Raw genomic sequence first — 18,126 nt, forward strand, 5'->3', positions numbered from 1 at the left:
TTTTATGTTTTTTTTACTTTCTATATTCTCTGGGAGAAACCCCATAATATTCCCGAAACAATTTTGTGAAATACGATACGTCTTTTTGTCCGCAGCACTCTGCGATATGTGCAACCGGAAGAGACGTGTTTTTCAAGAGTTCCGCGGCGTGTCTGAGCTGGCATTCATGAAGGCATCTTGTGAAGCCTTTTCCGGTCGTTCTTTTAAAAAGGGAACTCAGGTATTGTCTGGATACAAAATGTTTTTCAGCCACATAGGAGAGAGAGGGATTGTCTGCGTAGTGCTGTTCCAAATATAAAAGGCAGTTCTGAATCAGCGCAGGGTAATTTTTAAAAGAAAATTTCCGGACAGCTTCGCAGTATCCCCGGATCATCTGTTCAGGTATTGCTTCCAGCTCTGCCGGGGAAGCCGACGCCACACGGATAGCGAAATTGGAAGAGATGGAGTCTATATATACAGGATGAACGCCACCCTTTTCAATCGCTTTGCGGCACAGTACGTTTAGGATGATGTAACGTCTGCGCAGGTTTTCCACAGGGTCGCCCGGACGAGGGGCAAATGTCAGATTGTTTTGCTGGGAATATGCAGACAGGGCTTCCTGTGCATTGCCGGAAGAGATGGCATCCATCATCAGGTTCTCCAGGCGATAGAAGCTTTCAACCGTATCGGCCACCTTGGAAGAGAGAAGTGACGGCTCTGTAAAATCTTGCTTTTCGTAAGAAAGGGCATTGCCGGAAAGTTCTGAAAGTATGAGTTCTCTGCCAAAAATACCGGAATATACAGCCATAATTGTCTGTTCAAAAATATGGATGTCCTGTTTCACGGGAAGCTGGTCATAAAATTTTATAAGCTCAGGCGTAAGCAATCTGGAAAGGCTGTTTTCCTCAATAATATCCAGGATATGTTTTTCCGAGATCCTGTTATCGAGTACAGGGCCGATACAAAAGAAAAGTGTACCGTCATCATATGGATAATCTGTTTTATAAAAGTAGTAATACATTTCAAATGAATCCTTGATTTTCAGAAGATGCGTGGAGGAGACGTGCTTACGGAACACTTCTTGAAATTTAACATACGCTTTGGCAGAAATAAACCTTTTTCTGAATTCACAGTCAATTTGAGAAAGATTTTTGTTGTTATTGCCAAAATCAGAGCAATTCACACCAAGAAATCGGATGACCTGCCGATAAGTATATATATCTCTTTTCAAACTCTGATCCCCCTTGTTTTTTTTTATTATAAGATGATATTATAAAAATGTAAATAAAAAATATAAAAATATTAATATGCGGATACTTATTAAAACTATATTAAAAAAACTGAAGAACCATCCCTGTTTTATGTAGAATTTCCAAATGCTAGAATCTTTCTAAAGGAAAGAAAAGGAGAAATGCTTATGCGTGAAGTCAAACTATGGAACGAAAACTGGAAGTTTCGGAAGATGGACTGGGATGAGGCAGACTGCGGTGCTGTACTTCAGGGAGCTGAAGATATCTCACTGCCCCACACGTGGTATAGGGACGGCGAATATTATCAAGGTGACGCCGTATACCAGAAGATATTCCGTATGAGACCGGAAAAAGACAGACATGTGTTTTTACTTTTTGAAGGGGTGGAAAAGATATGCCGGGTTCTGGTCAATGGCCATTTGACAGGCAGCCACAAAGGTGGGTACAGCAGTTTTGCAGTAGAAATCGGAATGTATTTGAATCCGGATGCGGATAATATCCTGACCGTACTCGTCAACAATGAAAAAGGAGATACTGTGAATCCGATTTCCGGCGATTTTGCAGTTTTTGGAGGAATCTGCCGTTCCGTAAAGATGATCATAACAGAACACGAGCACTTTGATATTATGTATTATGGTACAAAGGGTATCATTCTCAGAACAGAGTTAAAGGATACTGCCGGAGTTCTGAGATTACAGCCGCATATCTGCGGTTGTGGGAGCAAAAAGCCTGTAGTCCGGTATCAGGTTTTTGATATGGGCGGTATGAGAATGGCCGAAAAAACAGTCTGTGGAGAGACGGAGACAATAATTCCCATTCCTTCGCCACACCTTTGGAATGGGAAGGAAGATCCCTATCTGTACAAGGTATCCGCTCAGCTTGTCGTTGGGGGTGAGATAAGGGATGAGGTGACTCTCCATACCGGATTCCGGGCAATGGAACTGGATGCGCAGACAGGATTTTATTTGAATGGAAAACATATGAAGCTGAACGGAGTTGCAAAACACCAGGATACAGCAGAAGTATTCTCCGCCGCTTCCAAAGAAAATTGGGACACAGATTTCCGCCTGATTATGGAAATTGGAGCAAATGCCCTAAGGCTTTCCCATTACCAGCACCCACAGGAAGTTTATGACCTGTGCGACAGAAACGGCCTTATTGTGTGGGCTGAGATTCCCATGCTGAAAATGAGCATGGACAAAGAACTGCTGGAAAACGCAGATCAGCAGCTTCGGGAGTTGATCTTACAGAATATACATCATCCATCTATCTGCTTCTGGGGGATCCAAAATGAAATCGCAATCTTTGGTGAAGACGAGGAGATGTATCCCGAAGTTGAAAGGCTGAACCAGGCTGCAAAGAGACTGGACGATGGAAGGATTACCGTATGCGCGAATCTGAATACCGTCAAAAGCGACAGCAGACTGAACCGTATCACAGATGCCGTGGGGTATAATCTATATTACGGATGGTATTATGGAGAGTTGGAAGATTACGATATATCTGCAGAAGAATTTCACCGGGTAAATCCAGATGTTCCACTTGGATTGTCAGAATACGGAGTCGACTGTAATCTCAGTTTCCACAGCAGCAATCCCGTCAGAAAAGACTATTCTGAAGAATATCAGATGCTGTACCACGAAACAGTGTATCCTATTATCAGAGATAAACAGTATATCTGGGGCAGTTTTGTATGGAATATGTTTGATTTCACCAGCCCTGTGCGTGATGAGGGCGGAATTAAATACAGAAATAATAAAGGTCTGGTCACTTATGACAGGCAGATAAGAAAGGACGCCTTCTATTATTACAAAGCGCAGTGGTCAGAAGAGCCCTTCGTACATATTACGGGGAAAAGATTTCGCAAAAGGAAACAGTATGTTATTGATATCAAAGTATATTCAAACTTAAAGGAAGTTAAACTCAGCGTGAACGGGAAAGAATACAGCGTCAGTTCAGGCAGCGGCATTTTTCTTTTCCAATCCGTAGAGCTGAAAGACGGTGAAAATAGAGTGACCGCCTCAGCAGGGAATATCACAGACCGGGCAGTATTCCTGCGCACAGATGAAGACACACCAGAATATGTGTTTGTAGATCCATATCCCGGCCTAAATGTAAAAAACTGGTATGAAGATGAGCTCGAGAAAGAAAAACTGTTTCCGCAGGATGCATATTCCATCCTGGATACGATCAATGATCTGATGAAATGCGGGCAGGTTATGTCAGTGATCGATAAGGAATACCGACAGGTCGGAACTTATATGCGCGGCACAATCGGCAGTTTTACACTTGAACAGATGTGTGTCCATGCTAAGACTCTGGTGGAAGCGGATGAACTCAAAACACTTAACAATAGACTGATTCAGATAAAAAAAAGAACAAACTCGATAGATTAGGAGAAAATTATGAGAAACGAAATGAAAAAATTCGGTATAAAAGATCAGGTGGGTTATCTGTTTGGTGATCTTGGCGGAAGCATGATCAACCTTTATATCTCAGCATATATTCTGACATTTTGTACATATGTATTGGGAATTTCGCCGGGGTGGATGGCAGGATTATTCCTATTCGCAAAAATATGGGATGCTGTGAATGATCCGATTATAGGATCTTTTCCTGACCGGTTCAGGATCGGCAGAACCGGAGACAAGTTTAAACCATATATCAAGATAGCAATGCTCCCGCTGGCCGTATCCTGTTTAATGATCTTTGCAGATATATCTACTTTTTCATCTCTGATGAAACATGCATGGATTGCTGTGTGGTACATTATCTACGGAATGAGTTACACAGGCACCTCTATGCCTTACGGTGCAATGGCTTCTGTCATTACCCACGATCCGGTAGAACGCACAAAACTTTCACGGGCAAGAAGTATTGGCGGAACAGCAATGGGACTTTTCTTCATGCCGCTTGTTCCCATGTTTATCTGGAAGGAAGACCAAAGTGTAAACCCAGGAGGCTTTTTTATCCTGGCGGTTGCCGCGGCCGTACTGAGTATATGTTTTTATCTCATTATGTTAAAATGTACCACTGAACGCTACAGTCAGGTTGAAAAAAGCATACAAGAAAATGTAAATGAACCTCAAAATACAGATAAAACTGAGTACAAATTTTTGGATGTTATCAAAGGAGCGGCTCATAACAGACCACTGATTGGTCTTATGATAGCATCTCTCGGAGCGGCTCTTGCCTCAAATGCGACTATCACATTATCTACTTATGTATTTAAAGAATATTATAATGCGCCAAAGGTAATGTCCGTAAGTTCAATTATCAATATCCCGATTATGCTTCTTTGTTTTGCTCTGGTGCCAAAGATTGCAGAGATTATTGGGAAGAGGAAGCTTATTGTCATTGGATGTATTTACAATGCGGTTGTTTCGTTCCTGCTTTTCTTATTTCCGATTGCCAATCCTTACGTCTATCTTGTGCTGAGCACACTTGGCAATGCTGGTCAGACTGTTTATATGATGCTGACATGGGCCATGGTGACAGAGGCTATCGACTGGCAGGTCTTTAAGACTGGCATGAAATGTGATGGTACTGTGTATGCCATCTATACCTTCAGCAAAAAGGTGGGGGATTCCATTGGGGCAAGCGGTATTACGGCGTTTCTGGCTGCGGTAGGATTTGTCTCAGGAGTTTCCGCTCAGGCAGCGGGAGTTGGGGACGGAATCCGCACGCTTGCAACACTTACCCCGGTGGCTGCATGTATCATAGAAATTATAAGCGTGGGACTGATCTATAATCTGAACAAAGCAAAGACTGAGGAAATGTATGCAGTTTTAAATAAAGATATTTAAGAAAGGAAACGGATCAGATATGGAGAATATAGTATTGGATATTCCTTGTGGAAAGATAAGAGGCCTTGTACACGAGGATGGCACAAAGGCATTCCTCGGTATCCGGTATGCGAAAGCTGAACGATGGAGATATCCAGAGGAGATCAAAGCCTGGGACGGAGTCTATGACGCATCCAAATTTGGAGACGCTTGTGTGCAGAAGCGCACCTTCTGTCCGGAGACAGAAGAATCCTTCTACTACAGAGAGTTTCGCAGAAATGACTGCTTTACTTATAGTGAAGACTGCCTTTATCTAAATCTGTGGATTCCCCCAAATGCCCGGAAAGTGCCTGTTATCCTGTATATACACGGTGGGGCATTTCAGAATGGATGTGGAAACGAAGCTCCTTATGACGGAGCTGAGTATGCAAAAAGAGGAATTCTTTTTGTGACATGCAATTACCGTCTCGGTGCATTCGGTTTCTGCTGTCATTCAAAGCTGGCAGAGCGGGACGGGCACACAGGAAATTATGGATTATATGACCAGCTTACCGCGCTGAAATGGATCAGCAGAAACATTGAAGCTTTTGGCGGGGATCCTGGGGCAGTTACTCTGATGGGACAGTCTGCCGGAGCTATGAGTATACAGCAGTTATGCCAGTCAAAACTTGCTTCGCCTTATATCGCCAGAGCCATTATGACCAGCGGCGGAGGGGTAGGCAGAGAATTTGCCCGTTTTGTTCCGGCTGAAGAAGCCTATTCTTTCTGGGAAAAGGCATTTGCAAAGCTGGGCCGCGGCCCGGAAGAATGGGAACGTGCAGAAGCCGGACAGGTGTTTTCAGTAGTTGATGAACTGCTGGCGGAGGATATGCAGAATATAAACTATGTTATGCCCGTACAGGATCACGCCATGATTTTGTATACGGGTGAGGATGTGATTGAGCGGCAGATTCAGGCAGATATCCCTTATCTGATGGGAACTACCAAAAATGATATGCTGCCGGAGGTTCTAAAGGCAATGGCAGAAGAATGGGCAGTGCTCCAGTATCAGCAGAAAAAGAAACCCTCCTATTGCTTTTTGTTTGCAAGGAATCTGCCAGGTGATGACAAGGGCGCATGGCATTCCAGCGAGTTATGGTATACCATAGGCAATCTAAAAAAATCATGGCGGCTTTTCCAGGAGTGGGATTATTATCTGTCAGAAAAAATGATGGATTATTTTGAAAATTTTGTAAAAACAGGAAATCCAAACAGAGAAGGGCTTGTTTCATGGAATGCCGCAGAGAAGCCGGGGGATCCGGTCATGGTATTTTCAGACACGGAGATTAGGATGGCGGTCCCGGAACCCTATATGAAGATGTGAAAAGCGTGGAAAGGAATCAAAAAAATGAACGTAAACAAATTTCTTGTGGGTGCTGCGACTGCAGCACACCAGGTGGAAGGAAATAATATTTATAATGATACTTGGGTGGAGGAAAACCTTCCCCACTCTTTGTATGACGAACCATCTCTCAATGCAGTAGATCATTACCACTGTTTCCGGGAGGACATCCGGCTCCTTGCATCTGCGGGAATGAACTGTTACCGTTTTTCTATCGAATGGTCAAGGATTCAGCCTGAACCGGATGCATGGGTAGAAGCAGAGGTGGAGCATTACAGAGAAGTGCTGAAATGCTGTCATGAAAATAGCATACTTCCCATTGTAACCCTCCTGCATTTTACGACACCAAAATGGATCATTACCCAGGGAGGATGGGAAAATCCCCAAGTGATTGACAAATTCGCGGCTTTCTGTCGGCGGATCACAGAGGAACTGGGAGATTTGATGAGCATTGTCTGCACCATAAACGAAGCAAATATGCGTATGCAGATTGCCGAGATCATGGCTGCCCTTGGGAAAGGATCTGCGGCAAAGGATTCTGACATACAGGCTGGGATTCATTTTGCGGATGATGATGAATATCTGCGGCAAAAAGAGATGGCAGAAGCATTTGGGCTGAAAGAAGGCGAAAAAGCCCATCCTTTTGTTTCGCCCTGTACTCCGGAAGGTGACCGGATTGTTATGGAAGCTCATGCAGCAGCTCGTGACGCAATTAAAGAAGTTCGTCCTGAATTAGAGACAGGAATAACCCTTACGGTACATGATATCCAATGCCTGCCCGGTGGAGAACAGTTTGCCGCATCCGAATGGGATAAGGAATTTTTGCACTATCTTCCCTGGATTGAGGAAGATGATTTTCTTGGAGTACAATGCTATAGCAGAAAAGTCTTTGGCGCTCAGGGGGCTGTCTGGGAAAACGCAGATACTCCAGTGACACAGATGGGGTATGAGGACTATCCGGCGGCGCTGAGCGGCGTACTCAGAAAGATTGCAGAGTCATACCATGGCGATCTGCTTGTTACGGAAAACGGTATTGCTACAGCAGATGATGAAAGACGGTGCGCATTTATTCGGGAGGCCGCAGACAGCGTAAAAGCATGTATGAAGGATGGGATCCCCGTAAAGGGATATATCTACTGGTCTCTGCTGGATAACTATGAATGGCAGCTGGGATATTCCGTCACCTTCGGTCTGATTGCCGTAGACAGGAAAACGCAGAGAAGAATCCCTAAAAAGAGCCTCTATGTGCCGGGTACACTTTATCATACACCATGACCTTCTGCTCTGTCTTCGTGATACGGGGAACGTAAAGGCAGAGACTGCACGCCCAGATCTGGCTTCCGGGTGGAATGACGGCAGGGGCAAATACCATTTTTGTCATTATCATATTGCTGTGCGAACGAATGTTTGGTAAGATAGTAATGATGAGTTAAGACGGTTCGTTTACGGAGGTACAGGTGATATGGAACAGATGACATTATTTGACGACAGAGGGCAGACGGCTCCCCTTGCAAGCCGCCTGAGGCCGGAGCGTCTGGAGGATTTTGTGGGGCAGGAGCATCTGCTCGGAAGAGGGAAGATGCTGCGTCAGCTCATAGAGCGGGACCAGATCTCTTCCATGATCTTCTGGGGGCCGCCCGGAGTGGGGAAAACCACGCTGGCCAGTGTCATTGCGGGAAGGACAAAAGCTGATTTTATTAATTTCAGCGCGGTGACCAGCGGCATCAAAGAGATCAAAGATGTGATGAGCCATGCGGAGACCAGCCGGAGAATGGGAATCCGCACGGTTCTTTTTGTGGACGAGATCCACCGCTTTAACAAAGCCCAGCAGGATGCTTTTCTCCCGTATGTGGAGAAGGGCAGTATTACGCTCATCGGGGCCACCACGGAGAATCCTTCCTTTGAGATCAACGCGGCTCTTTTGTCACGGTGTAAGGTATTTGTGCTGAAGGCACTGGAGGAAAAGGATCTGGTGAAGCTTTTGGAACATGCCCTGGTAAACCCGGCAGGGTTTGGCGGGCAGAATGTCCGTATCACAGAGGAACAGCTTACGGCCATAGCTGCTTTTGCAAACGGAGATGCCAGAACTGCCCTCAACACCTTGGAGATGGCGGTCTTAAACGGAGAAATCACGGCAGAGGGCATTACCGTGACCCGAGAAGGGATGGAGCAGTGCATCAGCAGGAAATCCCTGCTGTATGACAAGACCGGGGAGGAGCATTATAACCTGACATCCGCCCTGCATAAATCCATGCGGAACAGTGACCCGGACGCGGCTATTTACTGGATGTGCCGGATGCTGGAGGGCGGGGAAAATCCTCTCTATATTGCCAGGAGGCTGATACGCTTTGCCAGTGAGGATGTGGGGATGGCGGACAGCAATGCCCTGCAGGTGGCAGTGGCAGCATACCAGGCCTGTCATTTTCTGGGAATGCCGGAGTGCGATGTGCATCTGACACATGCAGTTACATATCTTGCCATGGCGCCGAAATCCAATGCCCTGTATGCTGCCTGCGAGCACTGCAAGGAGGATGTGAAGAATAAAAGAGCAGAACCGGTTCCCCTCCAGCTGCGCAACGCGCCCACAAAGCTTATGAAGGAGCTGGACTACGGACAGGGATATGTCTATGCCCATGATACACAGGAGAAACTGAGCACCATGCAGTGTATGCCGGATTCTCTAAAGGACAGACGCTATTACCACCCCACAGAACAGGGGGAGGAAAAAATTGTCAGAGCGCGTTTGGAGTCTGTTCTGCAGTGGAAGAGAGAACATTCCGAAGAATAGAAGAAAAAACTGAAAAATCAAAAAGAAGCTTTGTAAAAATCAGGAAATTCGTTTATAATAGAAATATAAAGTAACTGTCCCGTCAGATCTGCGCATTGACTGCGCTGACCGTGTATAAGAGCAGTTATGTATAGAAACCATGAATACAAGGAGGTAATTGTGTATGAAACATTATGAACTGATTCATGAGATTTATAATCTGTGTGACGGACATCCGGATTCCCAGATCAAAGAAGTGGATACCGATGATCTGGACACTTACATGAAGGGTTTGACCAGCAAAGTTTCCACCTGTGAGAAGACAGAGCGTGAGGACGGTTCCGTTGTGTACGAAGTTGTGACCAACGGCGTAAAAGAGAGGTATACCTTTACAGAGGCGTGAGAACAGGGGAGATGCGATTTTTCGCATCTCCTTTTCACACGGAGAATAAAGAGAAATACAGATGCGCATCCTTACAGATAGGAAAGAAAAAAGGAGGGCTTATGTGCGGCAGATATTATATTGATGATGATACCATCAGGGAAATAGAAAAATTGGTACGCCAGATTGATAAAAAACTGCTGGAAGAAAAGAGCCGGGATGTATTTCCCTCCCAGAGTGCACCTGTGGTCACGGGAAGAGAGGGAGAGCTGTGCGGGGAGGAGCTTATGTGGGGATTTCCCGGATTTGAAAAAAGCCGGGTGATCTTTAACGCAAGGCAGGAGACAGCACTGGAAAAGAGAACATTTCGTGACAGCCTTCTTCTTCGGAGATGCGTGATTCCGGCCAAAAATTTCTATGAGTGGGATAAAAAGAAAGAAAAGTACACATTTACAAGACCTGACGGCAGAATTTTATTTTTTGCCGGCATTTATAACCGGTATGGAGAGGAACAACGGTTTGTGATCCTGACCACGCAGGCCAATGACTCCATGCGCCGGATTCATGACAGGATGCCCCTGATCCTGGAGGAACGGCAGGTTAAGGACTGGATCTTCAGCAGACAGAAGGCGGAAGACCTGCTTGGGCAGACACCGGTCATGCTTTATAATAGTACAGAATATGAGCAACAGACACTGGACCTGCAGTAGCGGGTCCTTTTTCCATGAATCACCTATTTAAAACAGAACATATGTTCTGATATAATTCTTACATGAATAGAATGTAATGAGGTGATGAAAATGGAGAAGGTCATTTTTCATGTGGATGTCAACAGCGCCTATCTGTCCTGGGAGGCGGTATACAGAAGGAAATACAGGGGAGAAGTTCTGGATCTGCGGGATATTCCTTCCGCGGTGGGAGGGGATGTAAACCAGAGGCATGGAATCATTCTGGCGAAATCCATGCCGGCAAAAGCATACGGAATCCGTACCGGTGACTCGATCTGGGAGGCCAGGCAGAAGTACGGCCCCCTTACCATTGTACCTCCCGATTACAGCCTCTATGACAGGAGTTCCCATGCCCTGCTGACTCTTTTGAGGGAATATTCCCCGGATGTGGAGCAGTATTCTATTGACGAGGCATACGTGGATATGAGCGGCACGCAAAAACTTTTCGGATCCCCGGAACAGGCGGCTGACCGTATCCGTGAAAGAATCCGGGAAGAGCTGGGATTTACCGTCAATATCGGTATCTCTGAGAACAAGCTGCTGGCAAAGATGGCTTCTGATTTCAGGAAGCCTGACAGGACGCACACCCTTTTTGCGCAGGAGATTCCGCTGAAGCTGTGGCCCCTTCCTGTAAGTGAGCTGTTTTTTGTGGGGAGGGCTTCGGCAAAAAAGCTCTGTAATCTGGGTATCTATACCATAGGGGATCTGGCGCGGACTGATGTGGAGATACTGAAACGGCACATGAAGAAGCAGGGGGAGCTTATCTGGAATTTTGCCAACGGAAGAGACTTTTCCCTGGTGGAGGCTGTGCCGCCGCCCAACAAGGGATATGGAAATTCCACCACCATTCCGGTGGATGTGACATCTGCGTCTCAGGCATCCCTGGTGCTTCTGGCTCTGGCGGAAACGGTGGGAGCCAGGCTTAGAAAGGACGGAAAGAAGGCAGAAGTGCTGTCTGTGAGTATCAAGGATTATCTTTTTCAGACTGCCTCTCATCAGTGCCGGCTTCCGGCTCCCACGAACATTACAGAGGAGCTGCACCGCCATGCCTGCAGTCTCTTTCTGGAACTCTGGGACGGGCTTCCCATCCGGCATCTGGGCATACACACAGGCAGGATACAGGATGAAAATGCCATGCGGCAGATGGAACTTTTTGACACAAGGGATTACGGGAAACTGGAGCGGCTGGACCGGGCCGTGGACACCATACGGAGGCGGTATGGTATGGATGCGGTAAAGCGGGCTGTGTTCCTGGAATCCCCCATTGACCATATGAGCGGCGGGATGTCCAGGGAGAAACGTTACCGCTGTGAACACTGAGAGGAGAGAGAATTATGGCATTCGGCACAGATATCCATATGGAGAAAGCGGATGCAGGCAGTATCCGGGGAGAACAAAAGAGCATTGCCGTGGGCTGCTGGTTTACCAGCAAAGGGGATACCAGCCTGCAGCTTTTAAAATACCAGGATGAGGAAGGACAGATCCACACGGTCCGCAGCATCCGGGTCCTTTGCAGGGAGGAAAAACACTACAATGGCATTCCCACACTGGAATATGTCTGTAAAATAGAAGAAGAGGGATATGAGACAGAGATAAAACTCATCTTTTTTCTGGAGGAACACCGCTGGGCAATGATAAAGAATGCCCCGTCTGCTCAGCCGGCAGACGGGGTGATTTGTACCGAAGATCAGGAGATATGCAGATGAAAATACTGTTCCAGCACAGGGAGGAATTCCTCCTCCGTTATCTGCCGGACGGTCTTTTCACCGTTTTCCGAACAGGTGAAAATGTCTCCCATCAGGGACACACTTCCTCCCGGCGTCCGCAGATTCACCATGCGCAGACGCGGAAAGACAGAATGTTCGTGGGTGGAGGCAAAGGCGTTCAAAGCCACAAAATCCACCGGTTCACAGGGAACAGGGGAAAAGCTCATGACAGTGGAAAACGTATCTTTGGAGCAGTAGGAAAGCTTCCACCAGAAAGCATCTGTCTGGTCAAGACGGAAGGTCTGGCCCTTGATGCATTCCTCTAAGCCGTCCACAAGGGGCATGGAGGCAGCGGGCATGGGACCGCCGTATCCCACGTCACAGAAATGTTGCTGTCCGTCTATCCGCACAAGGTTGATCCGGTGGGAAATCGGGGGGATGAACTCGTCATCGCAGTCCCGGATGATCCTGGCCATACAGGGTGTGACTTCATACCCACAGGCAGTGAGCAGGGAGGCAAAAAGTGCATTCAGTTCATAACAGTATCCGCCCCGTTTTTTCAACACGATCTTTTCATACAGAGAGGAGATGGACAGGGATGCGGTTCTCTTGAATTCACACACATCCAGATCCTCGAAGGGGACATGGAGCTGGTGGGCGTAGATGAGCCGGTCCAGATTCTCCTTGTCAGCCGCCGGCACAGCGGTAAGTCCCAGACGTTTCAGATAGGGTTTTGTCTGGGGAATGGGTTCATACAATTCTTCGTACATAGTAATAAATCCTTTTCTCTTTTTGTATTTACGTACCGCTGCCGCAGGCTTTTGACAGCGGAAAATCCATAAAACAAGTATAGCATATACAGGGGAATTATGATACTATTTTGGTGACAGTAAAATGAAAAAAATGCCTGTTTTCCAGAGAAAAGAGGCGATAAAGGAGCCGGCAGAGAAATGGAAAAAAACGAAATTCTGATGATACACGGAAAAGACTACAAAGAGATGACAAAGCGCCTTTTAAGAGAGGCAGAACTGGACACACGGATACCTGACAGAAGATGCCGCATCGGTATTAAGCCCAATCTGGTATCCCCCACAGAGGCTTCCTACGGGGCTACTACACACCCGGAGATCATTGCCGGGATCCTGGAATATCTGCAGGAGAGAAACTATGAAAACATGGTGATCCTGGAGGGCTCCTGGGTGGGAGACCGGACTGCGGAGGCTTTTCAGGTGTGCGGATATGACAGTCTGGCAAAGCAATATGGGGTAGAACTTGTGGATACCCAGAAGGACAGCACCACATCCTGTGACTGTGCGGGAATGAAGCTGCAGATCTGTGACAGTGCCCTGGCCCTTGATTTTCTGATCAATGTGCCTGTGCTGAAGGGACACTGCCAGACAAAGGTCACCTGTGCCCTGAAAAACATGAAGGGGCTGATACCCAATAAAGAGAAGAGACATTTTCACGCCATGGGGCTGCACAAGCCGATTGCTCATCTGAACACAGTATTGCGCCAGGATTTCATTGTGGTGGACAACATCTGCGGGGACCTGGACTTTGAGGACGGGGGCAATCCGGTGGTGATGGACAGGATTTTAGCGGCAGCCGACCCGGTGCTCTGTGACACCTATGTATGCCATCTTCTGAATTATGAAACAGAGGAGGTGCCATATATAAAAATAGCGGAGAAGCTGGGAGTGGGAAGCGCTGATTTTTCAAAAGCCGTGCTTCGCGCCTGCAATGAACAGGAGCATTCCGTTCATGTGCCTGTCAAGAGAAAAATCGTGGAGCTTCAGGACGCTGTGGAGGAGGTGGAATCCTGCAGTGCCTGTTATGGATATCTGATCCCTGCTCTGGACCAACTGAAGGAGGAAGGGCTTTTCAAAGAGCTGAAGACAAAGATCTGCATCGGACAGGGATTTCAGAAAAAATCCGGGGAGCTTGGAATCGGCAATTGTACCAGATGCTTCCGGCACTCCCTGAAGGGATGTCCGCCAACGGAGAATCAGATCTATGAATTTTTAAAAGATTATATTGAAAAACAGGAATAAAAGGAAGGGCGCCTTTGCAGCGGGAACTGCAGGGCGCCCTTTTAAAGGGTATTAACCAAAAACCACTTTGCTGTATTTATCTATTTCCTCGGTCACTGTCTCATAGACACCGGGGAAGGTACTCATGGGAAGTCCCTGAGAAGTGTTGGGGATGAAATACAATCTGCCGTTTTCTTCGCAGGCACGCCGTACTTCTTTTGCGATCACTTCTCTTGTCCAGCCTTCATAATCCACTTTTGCACTGTCTATGCCGCCCATGAAAGAAAGTTTCCCGCCGTATTTTGCGATCAGATCCGGGATATTATTGGAGCACATGACTCCCTGCCATACATCAATACCCATCTCAACCATGTAGGGGACCAGGGTTGCCGCATAGGAATCGGAGTGATGTATGATCACTTCCACACCCATGGATTTGTACAGCCCGTAAATCTTCTTATAGGACGGAAGGTAGAATTCCTCAAACATTTCCGGTGAGATGAAGGTGGAAGTCTGGCTTCCCCAGTCGTCGTGGTGGAACAGGGCATCCGGTTTTAAATGCGTACAGATTTCCTCCGCAAGGGACAGTTCGTATTCCGTCAGATAGTCGATCAGCTCGTGCATGTATTCAGGCTCCTCATAGAAGTTGATGAGAGTGTTCTGAATCTCACCCAGGTGGTGGCACTGTTCAAAAAGCCCCGGCGCCACGAAGGGGGTAGCAAAATATTCTTTCCGGTCCACCTCTTCCGCCTGTTTGATAAACGGCTCCCACTCCGCCTCCGAATATTTGGTGGCGGGGGCATGGACATAATCTCTCCAGTGGGTAATATCCTTGATGACAATGGTTTCCGGCTTGTGTACCGGGAAAGGTCCCGGTGTTCCGGCCGGCCATGAATTTACGATTCCCCAGTCATTCACCACATATAGATCCCCGGGGCCGGGCATTGGGCTGTGCATCATAACGGGATTGTAAAGTATCCGGAAAGCTTCATATTGGTTGACAAAACGGTCAGGTCTGCCGCCCCGAATGGTTTCCAGGAAATTTTCTCTTTTCGTCAGCATATAGTTTCCTCCTGTAAAGGGGTGCTTTTACTGCTCAGCCTGTTTTGGGAAAGGGTTGTAGATCAAAAATACAACGCCCAGTACCGCAATGATTACAGTTTCCACCAGCAGCGGAGAGTAAATATTTTCACCGCAGATCGCTTTCAGCAGAGACAGCCAGAAGCTGCTGAGGAAGCCGCCCAGGTTCATAAGTGCCATGACAATGGAAGTTCCGATCGCCACTGTGGAAGGCGGGGTACGCATACCAACCAGTGTGAAGGCTGCAGGCATGATCACGGAGAATGCGAATCCGATCAAAATAGTACCTGCTGACATGACCACCATGGTTTTGCCTATGTAAATGCAGTAAGCGCCGATTGCCCAGAGGAAGAAGGCAATGGGAAGACAGAAACGTTTCATTATCTTGAAGATCGTACCGAACAGGAAACCTGCCACACATCCGGCAACTGTGTAAAGGGACAGAGCTGTTGCAGCCATGGTCGCACCGCCGGCACCCTTCATTTCAAACATCAGGGACATGTTCAGCATAACAGGGTAGTTCAATACATTAAACAGCAGAAACAAAATGGCAATGGCGTATACAAAAGGTGATATTTTGTCTTTTGCTGCCGGTTTGCCGCCGGTTTCCTGCTGTACAGGAGCTTTTTCGGGTTCCGGCAGGAAGATCAGACATACGATGGAGATGACGCCCAGAAGATGTCCGAAGAAGGTGGTCTTCCAGCCGATATCAGCCAGAGCGCCGCCAAGCATCTGGAGAATAATACCGCCGCCGTTCATAAGCAGTGTGCCGTATCCCAGGTAAGCTGCCTGTTTCTGGCCTTCATACAGACCGATGATCAGTGCGTTTCCAAGAGGAGCCATGAGGCCCAGGCCGATACCTACCAGTGCGCGTGTCACCAGGATAAAGGCAAAGGAACCGCCCACGATGGCGGGAAGTGTGCCGGATACAGTGAAAATAATACAGCCGGTCAGGGCCAGGGTGCGGTATTTTACCTTTTTCCCTGCCACAGTACCTGCCCATAGGGTGGCAAATACCACGAAGAGGGTGGGAAGGGTGGATATCAGGGAAAAGTTGTTGTCAGGAAAAGCTGCTGCCAGTTTCGCCATAGCAGGCGTCACAACAGTAAATCCCATGGATACAAAATATAGAGATAGTATGGCTATGGTCTCTTTCAGACCAACCTTATTTTTCGTAGTGCTCATACGAAAGCCTCCTTTTTCTTTTCATTCTCTCTTTTTGTGCTGCGGTCAGTTGGTTTCGCATTTTCCGGAAATAACAGCAAAATCAGTGTTCTGCATATATTGTTTGAATGTTCTGCAGAATTACCGAACAACTACTATACTTAGATTATAAGAAAAAGGAGATATAAAAACTACAGTTGGGAAATACGAAATTTTATGGAAAAACAGGTGATTATTCGTACTGCATAAGAAAAATGGCAGAGATGTGCAGAAAACTAAAAAAATTGCAGAAGTCTGTACACGTCTAGGGAACAGACTCCTGCGATGACAGCCGGCAGATGTGCGGCATTAAATACAGCCGAAAAGTTTCAGGATACGGATGGAGAGCTTCATATAATCACGGGTATAACCTTCCTCCAGATTGCAGCTAAGCTCCTCCGTTATTTTTTTGATTCGGTACACCAGTGTATTCCTGTGGACAAACAGTTCTTCGGAAGTGTGAAGAAGAGAGCGCTCATTGTTCAGATAAGCCGCCATGGTGCGCACCCGTTCTGTGGGCTGATTCAGATCCAGTCGGTGAAACCGGATGATGTCCGGATGGCAGGCCGCCAGAAGGACATCAGGGGCACTGTTTTTGATTATGTAGTCAATGGCCCTGGGATAAAAATCATAGTAATGTTTGTCCGGCAGCTTTTCCTCCAGGGCAAAAAGTGCCTGTTTGTAGTGATATTGAATGTCTTTTAGGAAACAGGACGGAAGGCTGATGCCGGCTCGCATATGGTTATGGCGCACAAGGCGGCTCAGGCGGTGTTTTAAAGTGTCAGAGGTCTCCCGTTTTTCATTATAGAGAAGCACCACGCTGCCATCCAGGCAGAAGATCTCACAGTGGGGCAGCTGCTGGGATATCATGTGGGCAGCCAGAAGAAGCACCTGTTCCTCCAGAACCCCGTTTTCCCCGTGAAACACCCAGAGGCCGTAGGTATCCTCTGTGGACCAGTCATTGACTTCCAACTGCCGTCCAAGCTCTCTGTCACTGACGGAAATCCCCTTGATCAGATCTCGGAACACACTGTAATGGTCACCATCCGGAGGCGCGGCAGGCCCTGCTTTTCCCATGGAAACAGCAAGAAGCCGTGTGATATGGTCCAGAAGCTGGCAGTCCCCGGTATTGAGCTTTCGGTTTCGTTCCACCAAGGTGATCCGTCCGCACTGGGCACGGTCATAATAGATAAATGATGAGAGGCAGTCAGAGAGTGCTTTCCTGTCAAAATGATATTTGGTGGCTCCCACATTAAAAAAGTTCTGGTCCGTGCAGTCACGTCTCATAAAACGGATGCTGTCAATGGAGCTGCAGCCGTATTCCATCAGGTGTGCCCACTCCTCGTCCACATAAACCTCTTTATACTGCTGGCTGTATGCAAGAACATTGCAGTTGGCGTCCAGCAGGACCATGGGATTGTGGAAACAGTGCCAGCTTTCATCCAGGATCTTCTGGTAATCCCCCTGTTCCGCGGCTGAGACGATGGCGGCATCCCAGTCCTCATAAAAATCAAAGATGCCCTGAATGATTTCAAAGGCTTCGTCAAATTGTATATCTTTCAGTCTGATGGTGTCGTTTTCCCATTGGCAGATAACGTCGTTTCCGCTGGGAAACACATAAACGCAGTTGGTGGCATAGGCACGCCGGGCACTCTTTAAAACAGCAGGCGAACCATCGCTGATCTGGAACTCAGGATTCAGCGGTTTGAGCCTGTTGGCTATCATCCACATACTCAGTTTCATAATAAAAATCCCCCTGTTCTGCATAAGCAGGTTATGCTGATATGCAGCTTTATATCAAAGTATAATACAATCTGCAGAAAAAGTCGAGAGGT

15 protein-coding genes are annotated in these 18,126 nt (G+C 47.2%); 10 read left to right on the plus strand and 5 right to left on the minus strand.

Annotated features, from left to right (window positions below):
* Nucleotides 1–13 precede the first annotated feature (13 nt).
* Entirely contained in the window at nt 14–1,000 is a 987-nt protein-coding gene (locus tag MUB35_RS12125) for an AraC family transcriptional regulator (RefSeq protein WP_244806274.1), read from the minus strand.
* A 396-nt stretch (nt 1,001–1,396) separates the two neighbouring features.
* Between MUB35_RS12125 and MUB35_RS12130 the strand changes: the two genes are divergently transcribed.
* The 9 genes from MUB35_RS12130 (at nt 1,397) to MUB35_RS12170 (ending at nt 11,978) form a co-directional block, all read left to right on the plus strand.
* Nucleotides 1,397–3,625: a glycoside hydrolase family 2 protein gene (locus MUB35_RS12130; RefSeq protein WP_244806275.1), complete on the plus strand. Its 2,229-nt coding sequence runs from the start codon at nt 1,397–1,399 to the stop codon at nt 3,623–3,625.
* Between the two features lie 9 nt (nt 3,626–3,634).
* Nucleotides 3,635–5,035, plus strand: a complete 1,401-nt coding sequence (locus MUB35_RS12135; protein ID WP_244806276.1) for an MFS transporter — start codon at nt 3,635–3,637, stop codon at nt 5,033–5,035.
* Nucleotides 5,036–5,054: 19 nt separating this feature from the next.
* A complete protein-coding gene (locus MUB35_RS12140) occupies nt 5,055–6,377 on the plus strand; it encodes a carboxylesterase family protein (RefSeq protein ID WP_244806277.1) in 1,323 nt (440 codons plus the stop codon).
* 24 nt (nt 6,378–6,401) lie between these two features.
* Complete coding sequence (locus MUB35_RS12145) at nt 6,402–7,670, plus strand: glycoside hydrolase family 1 protein (RefSeq protein ID WP_244806278.1); 1,269 nt, start codon at nt 6,402–6,404, stop codon at nt 7,668–7,670.
* Between the two features lie 187 nt (nt 7,671–7,857).
* The gene (locus MUB35_RS12150; RefSeq protein ID WP_244806279.1) at nt 7,858–9,183 is read left to right on the plus strand and encodes a replication-associated recombination protein A; all 1,326 of its coding nucleotides are present in this window, start codon (nt 7,858–7,860) and stop codon (nt 9,181–9,183) included.
* A 163-nt stretch (nt 9,184–9,346) separates the two neighbouring features.
* Nucleotides 9,347–9,565, plus strand: coding sequence for a hypothetical protein (locus MUB35_RS12155; protein ID WP_033140498.1), 219 nt, complete (start codon nt 9,347–9,349; stop codon nt 9,563–9,565).
* Between the two features lie 101 nt (nt 9,566–9,666).
* Nucleotides 9,667–10,254: an SOS response-associated peptidase gene (locus tag MUB35_RS12160; RefSeq protein WP_244806280.1), complete on the plus strand. Its 588-nt coding sequence runs from the start codon at nt 9,667–9,669 to the stop codon at nt 10,252–10,254.
* Nucleotides 10,255–10,344: 90 nt separating this feature from the next.
* Nucleotides 10,345–11,592: a Y-family DNA polymerase gene (locus MUB35_RS12165; RefSeq protein ID WP_330641548.1), complete on the plus strand. Its 1,248-nt coding sequence runs from the start codon at nt 10,345–10,347 to the stop codon at nt 11,590–11,592.
* A gap of 14 nt (nt 11,593–11,606) precedes the next feature.
* On the plus strand, nt 11,607–11,978 hold the full coding sequence (locus MUB35_RS12170; RefSeq protein WP_052099265.1) for a hypothetical protein: 372 nt from the start codon (nt 11,607–11,609) through the stop codon (nt 11,976–11,978).
* On the opposite strand, the gene MUB35_RS12175 is transcribed toward MUB35_RS12170, so the two are convergent.
* A complete protein-coding gene (locus tag MUB35_RS12175) occupies nt 11,960–12,748 on the minus strand; it encodes an arylamine N-acetyltransferase family protein (RefSeq protein WP_052099263.1) in 789 nt (262 codons plus the stop codon). The two genes, MUB35_RS12170 and MUB35_RS12175, sit on opposite strands and share 19 nt — an antisense overlap.
* A 180-nt stretch (nt 12,749–12,928) precedes the next feature.
* Between MUB35_RS12175 and MUB35_RS12180 the strand changes: the two genes are divergently transcribed.
* Nucleotides 12,929–14,029: a DUF362 domain-containing protein gene (locus tag MUB35_RS12180; RefSeq protein WP_244806281.1), complete on the plus strand. Its 1,101-nt coding sequence runs from the start codon at nt 12,929–12,931 to the stop codon at nt 14,027–14,029.
* 51 nt (nt 14,030–14,080) lie between these two features.
* On the opposite strand, the gene MUB35_RS12185 is transcribed toward MUB35_RS12180, so the two are convergent.
* The 3 genes from MUB35_RS12185 to MUB35_RS12195 all read right to left on the minus strand — a co-directional run bounded on the left by MUB35_RS12185 (nt 14,081) and on the right by MUB35_RS12195 (nt 18,034).
* Nucleotides 14,081–15,070, minus strand: coding sequence for a uroporphyrinogen decarboxylase family protein (locus tag MUB35_RS12185; protein WP_227211092.1), 990 nt, complete (start codon nt 15,068–15,070; stop codon nt 14,081–14,083).
* A gap of 27 nt (nt 15,071–15,097) precedes the next feature.
* The gene (locus MUB35_RS12190; protein ID WP_052099259.1) at nt 15,098–16,273 is read right to left on the minus strand and encodes an MFS transporter; all 1,176 of its coding nucleotides are present in this window, start codon (nt 16,271–16,273) and stop codon (nt 15,098–15,100) included.
* 327 nt (nt 16,274–16,600) lie between these two features.
* On the minus strand, nt 16,601–18,034 hold the full coding sequence (locus MUB35_RS12195; protein ID WP_187370525.1) for a PucR family transcriptional regulator: 1,434 nt from the start codon (nt 18,032–18,034) through the stop codon (nt 16,601–16,603).
* Between the last annotated feature and the right edge of the window lie 92 nt (nt 18,035–18,126).

This window comes from Blautia sp. NSJ-175 (assembly GCF_022867815.1).
In the GTDB taxonomy this organism is placed as follows: Bacteria; Bacillota; Clostridia; order Lachnospirales; family Lachnospiraceae; genus Blautia; species Blautia celeris.

Coding starts and splice junctions, on each gene's coding strand:
- MUB35_RS12130 (WP_244806275.1), top strand. CDS start 1,397: ATGCGTGAAGTCAAACTATGGAACGAAAACTGGAAGTTTCGGAAGATG.
- MUB35_RS12140 (WP_244806277.1), top strand. CDS start 5,055: ATGGAGAATATAGTATTGGATATTCCTTGTGGAAAGATAAGAGGCCTT.
- MUB35_RS12195 (WP_187370525.1), bottom strand. CDS start 18,034: ATGAAACTGAGTATGTGGATGATAGCCAACAGGCTCAAACCGCTGAAT.
- MUB35_RS12170 (WP_052099265.1), top strand. CDS start 11,607: ATGGCATTCGGCACAGATATCCATATGGAGAAAGCGGATGCAGGCAGT.
- MUB35_RS12125 (WP_244806274.1), bottom strand. CDS start 1,000: ATGTATTACTACTTTTATAAAACAGATTATCCATATGATGACGGTACA.
- MUB35_RS12185 (WP_227211092.1), bottom strand. CDS start 15,070: ATGCTGACGAAAAGAGAAAATTTCCTGGAAACCATTCGGGGCGGCAGA.
- MUB35_RS12160 (WP_244806280.1), top strand. CDS start 9,667: ATGTGCGGCAGATATTATATTGATGATGATACCATCAGGGAAATAGAA.
- MUB35_RS12190 (WP_052099259.1), bottom strand. CDS start 16,273: ATGAGCACTACGAAAAATAAGGTTGGTCTGAAAGAGACCATAGCCATA.
- MUB35_RS12180 (WP_244806281.1), top strand. CDS start 12,929: ATGGAAAAAAACGAAATTCTGATGATACACGGAAAAGACTACAAAGAG.
- MUB35_RS12165 (WP_330641548.1), top strand. CDS start 10,345: ATGGAGAAGGTCATTTTTCATGTGGATGTCAACAGCGCCTATCTGTCC.
- MUB35_RS12155 (WP_033140498.1), top strand. CDS start 9,347: ATGAAACATTATGAACTGATTCATGAGATTTATAATCTGTGTGACGGA.
- MUB35_RS12175 (WP_052099263.1), bottom strand. CDS start 12,748: ATGTACGAAGAATTGTATGAACCCATTCCCCAGACAAAACCCTATCTG.
- MUB35_RS12135 (WP_244806276.1), top strand. CDS start 3,635: ATGAGAAACGAAATGAAAAAATTCGGTATAAAAGATCAGGTGGGTTAT.
- MUB35_RS12150 (WP_244806279.1), top strand. CDS start 7,858: ATGGAACAGATGACATTATTTGACGACAGAGGGCAGACGGCTCCCCTT.
- MUB35_RS12145 (WP_244806278.1), top strand. CDS start 6,402: ATGAACGTAAACAAATTTCTTGTGGGTGCTGCGACTGCAGCACACCAG.